Origin of the sequence: Sphingomonas sp. Leaf9 (assembly GCF_001421355.1) — a bacterium.
Taxonomy (GTDB): Bacteria; Pseudomonadota; Alphaproteobacteria; order Sphingomonadales; family Sphingomonadaceae; genus Sphingomonas.
On the sequence record NZ_LMKC01000001.1, the window covers coordinates 586,625 to 599,804 of the forward strand.

General features: G+C 66.5%; 6 protein-coding genes and 1 tRNA gene. 2 read left to right on the top strand and 5 right to left on the bottom strand.

Annotated elements, in window-relative coordinates:
* Positions 1 to 142 precede the first annotated feature (142 nt).
* Together ASE58_RS02870 and ASE58_RS02875 are read left to right on the top strand one after the other, a co-directional pair.
* Positions 143 to 219: transfer RNA gene (locus tag ASE58_RS02870), tRNA-Pro, on the top strand.
* Positions 220 to 626: 407 nt separating this feature from the next.
* Positions 627 to 3,647: a TonB-dependent receptor domain-containing protein gene (locus ASE58_RS02875; RefSeq protein WP_327196322.1), complete on the top strand. Its 3,021-nt coding sequence runs from the start codon at positions 627 to 629 to the stop codon at positions 3,645 to 3,647.
* Positions 3,648 to 3,704: 57 nt separating this feature from the next.
* Here the strand turns inward: ASE58_RS02875 and ASE58_RS02880 are convergent, their stop codons facing one another.
* The 5 genes from ASE58_RS02880 to ASE58_RS02900 all read right to left on the bottom strand — a co-directional run bounded on the left by ASE58_RS02880 (position 3,705) and on the right by ASE58_RS02900 (position 13,081).
* Positions 3,705 to 5,111 (bottom strand): glycoside hydrolase family 30 protein, encoded by a 1,407-nt coding sequence (locus tag ASE58_RS02880; RefSeq protein WP_055817682.1) that lies wholly within the window; start codon positions 5,109 to 5,111, stop codon positions 3,705 to 3,707.
* Positions 5,108 to 7,372 (bottom strand): beta-glucosidase, encoded by a 2,265-nt coding sequence (locus ASE58_RS02885; protein WP_055817683.1) that lies wholly within the window; start codon positions 7,370 to 7,372, stop codon positions 5,108 to 5,110. Before ASE58_RS02885 ends, ASE58_RS02880 begins: the two co-directional genes overlap by 4 nt.
* 66 nt (positions 7,373 to 7,438) lie before the next feature.
* A complete protein-coding gene (locus tag ASE58_RS02890; protein WP_055817685.1) occupies positions 7,439 to 8,485 on the bottom strand; it encodes a LacI family DNA-binding transcriptional regulator in 1,047 nt (348 codons plus the stop codon).
* Between the two features lie 91 nt (positions 8,486 to 8,576).
* The gene (locus tag ASE58_RS02895; RefSeq protein WP_055817688.1) at positions 8,577 to 10,094 is read right to left on the bottom strand and encodes a tryptophan halogenase family protein; all 1,518 of its coding nucleotides are present in this window, start codon (positions 10,092 to 10,094) and stop codon (positions 8,577 to 8,579) included.
* A 101-nt stretch (positions 10,095 to 10,195) separates the two neighbouring features.
* Positions 10,196 to 13,081, bottom strand: a complete 2,886-nt coding sequence (locus ASE58_RS02900) for a TonB-dependent receptor (protein ID WP_082468904.1) — start codon at positions 13,079 to 13,081, stop codon at positions 10,196 to 10,198.
* Between the last annotated feature and the right edge of the window lie 99 nt (positions 13,082 to 13,180).

Genomic DNA, 13,180 nt, shown 5'->3' on the forward strand with positions numbered 1-13,180 from the left:
GAAAAAGCGGACGCCGCGAACACGGCATCCTGTCAACTGCGGGCAGCTATCATCTGCGCAGGTCCCACGCAACATTTGCCCTTGTCGACGCTTCGGGCTTGCATGCCGACGAAACCGGGCCTAAAGGCACGCCCTCTCTGATCGGGGCGTAGCGCAGCCTGGTAGCGCATCACACTGGGGGTGTGGGGGTCGCAGGTTCGAATCCTGTCGCCCCGACCAGAGACATCAGCCACTAGCGCTGATGAGAGCCGGGCCGCAGATGGCTGGCAATCACCATTTCGGGTCGGAACCACCCGATTCGCCTCTCACGCAAACGCACTGCATTGAATGGCAATTAGCGTTCATGCGGGGGGCCCATCCCTTCTGCCGACGCAGCGACACCTCTCGCACCCATCGATTGCGTCCAGCGACGAGGCCGCATCAGGTCAGCCTGCGAGCGCCAGCACGGAGGGCGAGAGGCACGTAGGGCTACCCCACCGCTGCAGCGGATATATTTCCCGCCGTTCCAACCGCGTCCTTAACACCCCGGTAACGCCCCCCGCCATACAGCGGCCTCGCTCCGTCCTGCACGGCGCACGGGGGATGGGCGATGCATGTCGCCGTGTAATTTTGGGGGAAAATTCCAGGTGGTTGTGATTCATTCGGCTCGTGGCGCGCTGCGCCTCGGCATCTCGACGGCGGCGTTGCTGGCCGCGACCGCGTTTCCGGCGCTGGCCCAGGACACGGTACCGGCACCGGCCGCAGCCACTGCCGAACCGGTGGTCGAGGATGCGGCGGCGGCACCCGTCGCGCAGGTGCCGGCAGCACCGGCCCCCGATGCCGGTCTGCCCGCGACCATCATCGTCACCGGCACGCTGTTCCGCGATTCGAACGCCAGCTCGATCTCGCCGGTAACCGTGCTCAGCGCCGAAACGCTCGAACGCGCGAACATCACCACCGCGCAGGACGCGATCCGCTCGGTCTCGGCCGACAGCGCCGGGTCGATCTCGACCGGGTTCCGCAACGGCTTTTCGGCCGGTGGTGCCGCGGTGTCGCTGCGCGGTCTGGGCGTATCGTCGACCGTCGTGCTGATTGACGGGCTGCGCTCGGCGAACTTCCCGCTGAACGACGACGGCCATAACGCCTATGTCGACCTGAACTCGATCCCGTTCAGCATCGTAGACCGGATCGAAGTGCTGAAGGACGGCGCCTCGTCGACCTATGGCGCGGACGCGATCGGCGGCGTCGTGAACCTGATCAGCAAGAAGAATTTCCAGGGCGTCGAAGGGTCGGTGCAGGGCGGCACCACCGAAAAGGCCGATGGCTCGCGCTACCGCGCCACGCTGACCGCCGGCTATGGCGACTACAAGGAACAGGGGTTCAACTTCTACCTGAACGGTGAATATACCTACGACGCCTACATCACCAACAATTCGCGCGGTTACCCGTTCAACACGCTGGACCTGCGGCCGAGCGGCCTGAGCGACCGCAACCTGAACGACGAATCGCTGACCGCGCAGAACCCCCAGGCCGTCGTCGTCCGCGTCAGCCAGAGCGACCTGAACAACCCGCTGTCGGGCAAGATCGGTTCGCCGCTGACGACCCAGTATCAGCTGCTCAATCCCGGTTCGTGCCCGTTCGGCACCTATACGGTGAATACGACGACCGCACGCGGAACGGCATGCGCGCACAACATCCCCGGTGAATATTCGATCATCCAGCCGCAGCAGCAGCGGTATTCGACCACCGGTCGCCTGAGCATCCGGCTGAGCGACAACCTCGAGATGTTCGCCAGCGGCAGCTATTCGCATTCCGAAGTCGACATCAAGGGTGCCCCGACCGGCATCCGCCAGACCCAGCCCTTTGGCGGGTCGGCGGCGCTGGCATCCAGCAGCCCAGGCATCGTGCTGCCGGTCTATATCTGTGCGGCCGGCACCAACTGCGCGACGGCGGCGGATCGGCGACTGAACCCGAACAACCCCTATGCCGCGGCCTTTGCCGCCAATCCGGGCCAGGGTGCGGCGCGCATCTATTATTCGTTCGGCGACATTCCGGCGAACAGCCACCGCTATGTCGACGTGTTCCGCACCACGGCGGGCATTTCGGGCGACCTGGGCAGCGGGTTCAAGTTCCGCCTGAACGGCGTCTATGCCCGCGACAACTTTGCCGTCACGCAGCGCGGCTTCCTGAATATCCAGGGGCTGCTGGGCGCGATCAACACCGGTGCTTACAATTTCGTCAATCCGGAGCAGAACAGCGCGGCGGTGCGCGCGCAGATCTCGCCCGATCGGACCACCCCGTCCTATTCGACGGTCGCAACGATCGGCGGCTCGGTGCTGAAGGCGCTGCTGCCGCTCGGCGGCGGTGACCTGAATGTCGGGGCCGGGTTCCAGGTCCGTCGCGAAACACTGATGAACCGCAACCAGAACCGCGACCTCAGCTATTACGGGCTGAACACGTCGTCGGCGCGCGGCGCGCAGACGGTGACCGCGGGCTTCTTCGAAATCGACGCGCCGTTCGTGCGCGAATTCGATCTGAACGTCTCTGGCCGCTACGACAATTATTCGCAGGGCTACAGCCGCTTCTCGCCGAAGGTTGGCATGAAGTTCATGCCGATCGACCAGTTCTCGCTGCGCGCCACCTATTCGAAGGGGTTCCGCGCACCGACCTTTGCCGAAAACAATCCGGCCAGCAGCTATTCGGGCTTCTCGTCGTTCACCCCGCCGGCCAGCTTCGTCGCGGCGCATCCGGGCAACGCCGCCTATACCAACACCTACAACATCGGCAGCGGCGCGACCGGCAATGCCGACATCCTGCCCGAAGTCTCGCGCAGCTTCTCGGCCGGCGCGATCTTCAAGCCGGTGCGCTGGTTCAACCTCACCGTCGACTATTACAACATCAAGAAGTCGAACCTGATCGTCACCGGTCCGCGCCGCGCCGATGCGATCGCCGCCTATTACGGACAGGCCAACTCGGCCGCCGGGTGCGCCGCGCTTGCCGCGGTCGGCGAAGGCTATCGCTGCAACGTCATCGACGCGCCCGATCCTGACAACCCCAATGCCCTGCCCCGTCTGCTCGTGTTCGACGTGCCCTATGTCAACGCGAACTATCAGGTCAGCTCGGGCGTCGACATGCAGGCGAACCTGAACGTCCCCGTGAACGACCAGCTGCGCCTCATCAGCCGGCTCGACGTCACGCAGGTCATCAATCTCGACCTGGTGACCCCGGATGGCGTCGTGCAGAAATATGCCGGTACGCTTGGGCCGTACCAGCTGTCGTCGGGTGGCGGCACGCCGCGCACGCGCGGCAACTGGCAGAACTCGATCGAAGTCGGCAACCTCGCCGTGACCGCGACGACCTATTATGTCGGCCGGATCAAGCAGGTCGCGGCGGACAACATCACGCCGGTCAACGGGGTGATCGACCTGTCGTGCAGCAAGGCGCTGACCGCGCAATGCTACATCCGGCCGTTCATCTATGCCGACCTGAACGCCGCTGTGGAGGTGAACGACCAGTTCCGCTTCTTCGTGAACGTCCAGAACGTGACCAACGCCCGCGCCCCGCTGGCGTCGGGCGCCTATACCAGCAACCCGAACTATCTCAGCAGCTGGCATTATGCCGGGCTGGTCGGCCGCAGCTTCAGCGCGGGCGCCAAGTTCAGCTTCTGATCCTGCCTGCACGAACGCTGCGCATCGGGGACACCCTCCCCGATGCGCAGCGCCATGTCAGCGGCCGGTCGCATCCCAGCGGAGGGTGACGGCGGCACCGGGCGGGAGCAGGTGGTGCACCGTTCGCGTGCCGCTGCGCACGCTGAACGCTTTCGGGGTGGCCGCCCGGTTATAGGCCAGCAGGACGACGCTGCCGTCGGGATTGCGGAACGCGACGTTGGGAAGGTCGGCCGGTTCGCCACTGTCGATCCGCACGGCACCCGGATCGACGAAGCGGCTGAGATGGCCGAGCGCATAATATTCCAGCTCGCGCTGCACGGTATGTCGGGCCGGGTCGATGGTGACGACGCCGCGACAATCGCGACAGCCGCCCTTGTTCGGGCCGCCCTTCGGATCAAGCGCCAGGTTCCAGAGCAGTACGCCCCGCGCCCAGTTCCGGGTCGATCCGATCATCAGATTCTGCACGGCGTCGCCGAAACCGGTCTTCCATCCCGGTCGCCAGTTCCCGCCCGAACATTCGGTGAAGAAGGTGTCGGTCTGCGGAAAGGCGGCGTGCACGCGCGACTGGGCCGACACGTCACCGCCATAGCAGTGCCAGGCAACCCCGGCGACATAGCGGCGGGCAACGGGATCGCGCAGCACGGTTTCGGGCTGCTGCGGCTGATCCCAATTATGGTCCCATTCGAGCACGCGGGTCGCAAGCTTCGCCTGCACCAGCGCGGGCCCCAGATCGCGCCCGACGAAGCGTGCCCGATCGACCGCCGCCCATTTCATGCCCGGATAATCGCGGGGCGAGAAATCGGGTTCGTTCTGGATGGTGACATAGGCCATCTTCACGCCCGCTGCGGCATAGGCCTGCAGATAGCGGACGAAATACCGGGCATAGACGGGATAGGCATCGTCGCGCAGCGTGCCGCCGATCATCGAATCGCCGGTCTTCATCCAGCCCGGCGGGCTCCACGGGCTGGCCATCACGACCAGCCGCGGGTTAATCGCCAGCGCCGCCTTCACAGTCGGCAGCACGGTCGTGCGGTTGGGCGCGATCGAGAAGCGGGCCAGCGCCGGGTCGCGCTGTCCGGCGGGCATGTCGTCGAAGCTGTAGTGCGTCGGCGAAAAGTCCGATGCCCCGATGGTCAACCGGGTGAACCCCAGGCGGAGGGCGTCGGGGCCGCTGCCGAACAGGTCGCGCAGCAGCGCCTGTCGCTGCAACGCGGGCAGTTGCTGGATCAGGATCGCCGAGGCGTCCGTAATCGACGCGCCGAAGCCGACCATCGTCTGATAGCGGCGCGTGGGATCGATAACGATCGTCGCCCCCTCCCCCGCCTGCCCGGCGGACAGCGCGACGGGCTCCAAGCGCTGGCTGCCATCGGCATTGGTCTGCCACGCGCGGATGCCGGCGGGCGGCGCGGGTGCTGCGCCGATGGCCAGCAACGCGACCATGGCGAGAAGCGGGCGGCGGATCATGGCTTCACGCTCCGTTCGGTCAGGGTCGCGGTGCCCGACAATGCGGCGTCGCCCGCAAAATGCCCGACCGTGACCGGATAGCGCCCGGCGGCGACGTGCCAGCGCCGCCCGGTCACGTCGTAATCGGCGATCAGGCGCGGATCGACCGTGACGCTGACGCGGCGACGCTCCCCCGGTGCCAGCGCCACCCGTTCGAAGCCGATCAGCCGGGTGGTCGGCCCCGCACGGCGGCCGGCAGTGGCGTAAATTTGCGGCACGTCGGCCCCGGCGACGCGGCCGGTGTTGGTGACGGTGAAGCTGACACGCAGCTCCGCCCCGTCCTCGACCTTCAGCCCGTCATAGCGGAAGCTGGTGTAGGACAGGCCATGACCGAACGGGAAGAGCGGCCGCTTGCCCTGCTTCAGATAGCCGCGATAGCCGACCGCCGCGCCCTCTTCATACGGGACGACCGGTGACAGTTCGCGATCAACCATGCCGTACGTGCCGCCGGATTTGCGTGCGGAATCGGCGGCCTTCATCTCGGCCAGGCCGGCGATCACCGGGCGCGGCGCCTGTTCGATGCTGGCGGGGAAGGTCATCGGCAGCTTGCCCGACGGATTGACCGCACCGAACAGCAGGTTGGCGATCGCCTGCCCCCCACGCTGTCCCGGATACCATGCCTGCAACACCGCCGGCACCTTGTTCAGCCACGGCATCAGCACCGGCCCGCCGGTTTCCAGCACGACGGCGGTGTTGCGATTGGCACCCGCGACCGCATCGATCAGCGTGTCCTGAAGGCCCGGCAGCGCGAGGCTTTCGACGTCTTGCGCCTCGGTTCGCCACTGCCATGCGAAGACGATGGCGAGGTCGGCCTTGCGCGCGGCGGCGGCCGCGGCAGCGGGGTCGAGGCCGTCGAGATAGGTAACGGTCGCACCGGGCGCCATCGCCCGGATCGCGGCGAGCGGCGAGGAGGCGTGCCACGTAATTCGCGCAAAGGACGATGCCGCTCCTTCGGTCAGCGGGATTTCGACCGGCGCGCCGCCGACCGATCGCACCTGCGACGATCCGCCACCCGATAGCACGCCGACATCGGCGTGTGCCCCGATCACCACGATGCGTCTGGCGGTGCGCGCCAGCGGCAGGACGCCGCGATCGTTCTTCAGCAGTACCGCGCCCTTTTCCGCCGCCTCCTGCGCGACGCGGGCGTTTGCGGCGTAATCGATCGTCTGCGCGGTGGTCGACACCGGATGGTCGATCAGCCCGGTCGACACCACGCCCCACAATATGCGGCGGTTCATGTCGGCAAGGCGCGCGGGCGAAACCGTGCCGGCGGCGATCGCATCGGCCAGCGGCTTGCCAAAGAACATCGCCTTGTCGAGTTCGCGGCCCGATTGCTGGTCCAGCCCGGCATTGGCGGCTTTGACGGTCGAATGCACCGCGCCCCAGTCGCTCATCACCCACCCGCGATAGCCCCAGTCACGCTTCAGCACCTGGTTCAGCAGGAAGTCGTTCTCGCACGCCCAGTCGCCGTCGAGCTTGTTGTACGAACACATCACCGACCCCGGCCGCCCGCGCTCGATCGCGATCTGGAAGGCGAGCAGATCGCTTTCGCGCAGATCGGCCTCGCCGATGCGGGCATCCATCGTGGTGCGCAGCGTCTCCTGCGGGTTCAGCGCCAGGTGCTTGACCGTCGAGACGATATGGTTCGACTGGACGCCGCGGATCGATTCCCCGGCCATGATCCCGGCGAGCAGCGGGTCCTCCCCCAGATATTCGAAGGTGCGCCCGCCCCACGGATCGCGGGTCAGGTTGACGCCGCCGGCCAGCAGCACGTTGAACGTCTTGGCCCGTGCCTCCGCACCGATCATCGCGCCGGAACGATAGGCGAGGTCGGGGTCGAAGCTGGCGGCGAGCGCAAGGCTGGCGGGCAGCGCGGTCGCGACGTCGCCTTTACGCTGTTCGATCTGGTTCGCGACGCCGAGCGAGGCATCGCTTTCCCTGAGCGTCGGGATGTTCAGGCGTGGGACGCCCGGCACATAGCCGGCCGACGGGATCATGTCGGCGGGGCGGTCCTTGCTCATCGGCGGGAAGTAACCGAACACGTAGCGCAGCTGCTCTTCGCGCGTCATCCGACGGACCAGCGTATCGGCGCGGCCTTCGGCGGCGTCGGCGGGCACTGGCGTCGGCGTCTGCGTCTGCCGGGCATCCGCTGCGGTCGCGAGCAGCAGCAGGGGCAGCGTGGTCGCGACGCCCCACTGCGTCGCACGGTGGATCGACGTCATAACCTCTCCTATCGGCGCAATTGGAAGCGCTTCCAATCGCACTCATCGACGCGCCGCCGGGAAAAGTCAAACGCTGGCGGGTGCCGCGACCGATCCGCGCTCGACGATGGAAAAGGGCAGCCGTTCGGCCCCTGCCGCGACCGGCGCGGCGCCCGACAGCGCCTCGGCGATGATCTGCACCGCCCGCGCGCTCATCTCCTGGATCGGCTGGTGCACCGTGGTCAGTGGGGGCCATACCAGTGCCGACACCGGGGTATCGTCGAAACTGGCGATCGACAGGTCGCCGGGCACGTCGATGCCGGCGCGGTGCGCGGCGAACAGCGCGCCGACGGCGGTATCGTCGTTGGCGCAGATGATCGCCGTCGGCCGATCGGCAAGCGCGACCATCTTCGGCAACAGGTCGACGCCCGATTTGAACGTGAAATTGCCCCGTTCGGCCCGCATGGCAGACGGTGCCAGTCCCGCTTCGTCCAGCGCGCGCAATGCCCCGCGATAGCGTTGCTCCGCCGACAGATGCTCGGCCCGCCCCTGGATGAAGCCGAAGCGCCGATGCCCGAGCGCAATCAGGTGGCGGGCCATCGCGAAGCCGGCCGCTTCGTCGTCCATGCCGATCCCCGGCACGCCGCCATCCTCGGCGGTGGCGGGCGAAATGCGTACCACGAACGCGCCGATGCGGCGCAGCCCCGCAATCAAGGTCATCCGGTCGGAAAAGGGCGGGGTCAGGATGACGCCCGAACAGCGGCTGTCCTCGACGAGTTCGATCAGGCGCGCCTCGACGTCGTCGCGGGTCTGTTGCAGGCTATGGGTCACCAGTTCCATGCCCGTCTGCATGCAGACGCGCAGCGCGCCGATCTCCAGCGCCGACTGGTAATAGGAATTCGGCTCGCTCTCGGTATCCGATGCCAGGATCAGCAGCACCGACCGGTTGCCGCCCCCCGCCAGATAGCGCGCCTGCAGATTGACCTGGTAGCCAAGCGTCGCCACCGCCTCCAGCACGCGGGTACGCGACCGCGCGCTGACATTGGGGCCGTCGTTCAGCACCCGCGACACGGTAGCGCGGGCGACCCCCGACAGGCGGGCGACGTCATCGATCGTTGGCTTGCGTGCCGTCACTTCCCGCCCCGCTCCCCGGATTATCGCGCCCCAGCCGTGTGGCAGCGGCGCGCACGACGCGCAAGCGACGCGCCGATCCGGTGGGGCGGGGTCATGCGGTGCCGGTCGGCGATGGCGCGGCGCAATGATGCGCGACGAAGGCGTCGTGCGCCGGCATCCGCGCGACGCATTTGGCAATGACCCCGCGCACATCGGCCAGATAGCGTTCGATCTCCGCAGCCGGGGTCACGTCGACCAGCGGGTCGGGCGCGGCGGGCACGATCCCCTGCCCGATCAGGACCTGGATCCAGCTCTCCTCGGCGAACAGTTCGTCATCCTCGCGAAAGATGCGGCCGTTGGCGGCGAACAGCGCCATCTTGCGCGCCAGCGTTTCCGGCACGTCCATTGTGCGGACGTGACGCCAGAACGGCGTGTCGTCACGTGTCGTCGCCTTGTAATGCAGGATGATGAAGTCGCGGATGCGCTCCATCTCGAAATCGGTCTGGCGGTTATATTCGGCGATGGTCGCGGGGTCGAAACCGGCATCAGGCATCAACCGGACCAGCCGCAGGATCGCCGACTGGATCAGGTGCAACCCTGTCGATTCCAGCGGTTCGAGGAACCCCGCCGACAGGCCGATCGCGACGCAGTTGCGCACCCAGCCCTTGCGCCGTTTGCCCGGCACGAACGACAGCCGCCGGGGGGTGCCGACCGCCGGCTCCTCCAGATGGTCGAGCAGCAGCGCCTCTGCAGTGGCATCGTCCATGTGGCGGCTGGCATAGACATGGCCGTTGCCGGTGCGATGTTGCAGCGGGATGCGCCATTGCCATCCGGCGGGCCGCGCGGTCGAGCAGGTATAGGGCGGGAAATCCGCCGATCGTTCCGACGCGACCGCCACCGCCCGGTCGCATGGCAGCCAGTGGCTCCACGATTCATATCCCGTGGATAGCGTCTGTTCGATCAGCAGCCCACGAAAGCCCGAGCAGTCGATGAACAAATCGGCCTGGATCACCGCGCCATCGGCCAGCGTGACCGAGGAGAGGAAGCCGGTATCGGGATGCTGCCCGACCGCGACGATCTCCCCCTCGCGCCGTTCGACGCCGCGCGCGCGGGCGTAATCGGCGAGGTAGGCAGCATAGAGGCCGGCGTCGAAGTGAAAGGCATAGGCGATCTGCCCGATCGGACTGTCGGGCATGTCGGCGCGCGGGCGCAGGAAGCGGTTGGCGGTCGCTGCGACGGTGTTGATCGAATAATCGTCGAGCGGCCCGCCTGCCCCGGCACGATGCAGCTTCGTCCAATATTGGTGGCAGCGCAGCCATTCGAGATCGCGGCCGATGACGCCGAAGCCGTGGACATAGCTGCTGCCGATCCGCGACCAGTCGTCGAAGCGGATGCCCAGCTTGAAGCTGCCCTGTGTCCGGCGGAGGAAATCGTCCTCGTCCAGCCCCAGCAGGTCATTGAATTTCTTGATCGCGGGGATCGTCGCCTCGCCCACCCCCACCGTGCCGATCGCGTCGGATTCGATCAGGGTGATGGCATAGCGACCCTTGAACAGCCGCGCGAACATTGCGGCGGTCATCCACCCGGCCGATCCGCCACCGGCGATCAGGATGCGTTTGAGCGGGGTCATGCGGTGGTTCTATCGTTCCTCGATCGCGATGGCATCGGCCATGCCCCGTCGCCCCGAAAAAAGTCGCGGCGGGCATTGCCCGCCGCGAGGCTGGGGGGAAGTCAGAAGCGGTAGTTGAACCCCAGAAGGAACTGCCGCCCATAGGTTTCATAGGTTTCGAGCAGCGACCCGCCGTCCGACGTCTTGGTCCCGCCGCCGTCGAGGCCGAGGCGGGTGCGGTAGGGCGAGTTGGTCAGGTTGTTCACCTGGAACAACACGCCCAATCCTTCCAGCGCGCCGCCCTGGACCGTGTAGCCGACCTGCGCATCGACCTGCTTGTCGGCGAGGATCTCGGTAAAGCCGCGCGTGGCGAACAGCTGCACGACCTCGCCCTTGAAGCCCGACCGATAACGCTGGCTGATCCGCGCCTGGAACCCGTCGCGCTCGTAATAGCCGGTGAGGTTGTAGACCGTGCCCGACAGCCCCGGAATGCGCACCGCCTGCGTCGGATCGGGGTTGCTGGTCGGGTTGAGGTTGGATTCGGTCAGCGACAGGCTGCCCTGCACGCCCAGCCCGTCGAGGACCGAGGTCAGCGTGCCGAAGTTGAACGCGCCGCTGAATTCCAGCCCCTTGACCGATCCGCCCTTGCCATTGGCCGGCAGCGTGATCTGCCCGATGTTGCTGATGACGACGCCCGCCGGGATGGCGTTGGCGGTCGTCGGCAACGGGATGCCGCTGAAATCGAACGTGCCCGACTGCTGGTAGATATAGGTCTTGATGTCCTTGTAGAAGCCGGCGACCGACAGGTACGTCGTCGGGTTGATGTACCATTCGTACGCCAGGTCGAGCGCGTCGGCGCGCCACGGTTTCAGCTTCGCATTGCCGCCCGATGCCGACCATGGATTGACCGTGGTGCCGGGCGCGCAGGGCTGGCCCGAACACACCAGCGAGTTGAACCCCGGTGCGACGTTCGCGCGCATGTCGTCCATCCGCGGCCGCGCCATCGTCTTGGACGCCGCAAAGCGCAACCGGTGCCCGCCGCCCAGATCGTAGATCAGGTTCAGGCTGGGCAACACATCGGTATAGCTCGCCCCGTCGCGGATACGCTGCGGCACGATCGGCTGTCCGGGTTCGAGGCCGTTGATGACCACGCCGGTCGAGGACTGGTCCTGGTTGACGACCTGTACCCCGACATTACCCTTCAGCCGGCCCCAGTCGATATTCGCCTTGGCGTGCCAAGTGATGACGTCCTCGAGGATCGACCAGTTCTTGTCATAGAAATTGGCGTCGCGGATCGGAGTGATGTCGTAATAACGCGCCAGCAGGTCGGTCGGGTTGAAGGCCAATACCTGTCCGAACCCGGCAAAGCCCAGGTCCGTCGGCTTTTGCAGCAGCCCGGCATCGACCAGCACCTGCTGCCGCCCGTTCTTCAGGAACAGGTCGTTGTCGTCGACCGCCTTCGACTTGCTGCGATGGGTCCAGTTGACGCCGATGTCGAAGCCGCTGAAGAACCCCTCGACCTCGTGGCTCAACCGCAGGTCGAGGGCATAGACCTTCTCATCGACCTTCGGGAAGCGGATCGCGCCGTCATGGCCCCACCCGCCCCACGGCGCGCGGTCGCCCAGCGTCACCCGGTTCGCATCGGCATAGTTTAGCCCCGGATCATAGCTGGCAAAGCCGTCCTCGGGCGTGGTGAAGCCGATATTGTCGGGCGTGCGGCCGACGTTCGGCGTGGCCGGCGTGACCCCGCCGGTGCCGCGGCCATAGCCGGCATAGGTTTCGAGGATCTGTTCGTTGCGCTTGTTCTGCGAATAGGACAGGTCGGCGACGAACTGCGTCCGGTCGTCGAGGCGGAATTCGTTGTTCAGCCCGGCGGAGAACAGCTGGTCGTTGCGGCGGTTATTGTCGTTGCGGATGATCGGCACCGCGCCGACCTGCGTCCCGCCGGTCGCGATTTTCGTACCGCCCAGATCCGCGGTCGTGACGCCGGTATAGGTCAGCCCGTCGGCGAACGGGTTGGAAAACCACTGCGCGCCGCGCGTCACCTCGTTCTGGCGGAATTTGGAATAATAGACGTCGAGCGTCGAATGCACGCTGTCGCTCGGCTGCCATTCGAGGATGCCGATGAACGCGTCGCGCACGTTGCTGCGCGAGGTGACGAACACCTCCTGCCCGTTGACCAGCAGCGCGCCATCGGCGCTGTCGGGGCGGACGATGTTGATCGGCGCACCGTTCGCATCGGTCTGATCGCCGAACGCTTCGTAGCCATAGGCCTTGTAATGGCGGTTGCCCGATGGGGAATCGATCCGGGCATAGCCCAGCGCGATGCCGATCGTGCCGTTCGCGAACTGGTCGATATAGCTGGCGCTGACGCGGTAGCCGACATTGCGCACATCGTCGTTGAGCTTGCGCCCCTCGGTCTTCTCACCCCGGATATTGACCGCGAACGCCTGCTTGCCGAACGTGAGCGGGCGAACGGTGCGCAGGTCGGCGGTACCCGACAGACCCATGCCCGCAATCTGCGCATCGGGCGTCTTGTAGACGACGACGCTGGAGAGCAGTTCGGAAGGATATTGGTCGAATTCGACCGCGCGATTGTCGCCCGAACTCGCCTGCTGGCGTCCGTTGAGCAGCGTGGTCGTGAAGTCGGGCGCAAGGCCGCGGATCGAGATGACCTGTGCCCGGCCGGCAACGCGCTGGGCGGCAAGGCCCGGCAGACGGGCGATCGATTCGGCGATCGACACGTCGGGCAGCTTGCCGATATCCTCGGCCGACACCGCCTCTACGATCGAGGTGTTGTTGCGCTTCAGGCTGATCGCGTCGGCAACGCCGCGGCGGATGCCGGTGACCACGATGGCATCGTCGACAGGAGCGGCGGGATCGTCTGCTAACGGCTCCACCGGCCCGGCCGTGCCCGGCACCGGGGCTGCCGCTTCCTGCGCCAGCGCGCCGGGCACCAGCGCGGTCGAACCCAGCAGCAGCGAGATCAGCGTCGTCGCGCGGCGCATGCGTAGGCAATCCATGACAATCCTCCCCCATCAACCCGGTCTGTGGCCGGTTAATCGCCGCCATAGGATCACCGAGACAGTGATTGGAAGCGCTTCCAA

Bases quoted from the DNA above. Each gene is read 5' to 3' on its own strand.
- ASE58_RS02880 (WP_055817682.1), bottom strand. From the start codon at position 5,111: ATGATCCGCCGCCCGCTTCTCGCCATGGTCGCGTTGCTGGCCATCGGC.
- ASE58_RS02885 (WP_055817683.1), bottom strand. From the start codon at position 7,372: ATGACGTCGATCCACCGTGCGACGCAGTGGGGCGTCGCGACCACGCTG.
- ASE58_RS02895 (WP_055817688.1), bottom strand. From the start codon at position 10,094: ATGACCCCGCTCAAACGCATCCTGATCGCCGGTGGCGGATCGGCCGGG.
- ASE58_RS02900 (WP_082468904.1), bottom strand. From the start codon at position 13,081: ATGCGCCGCGCGACGACGCTGATCTCGCTGCTGCTGGGTTCGACCGCG.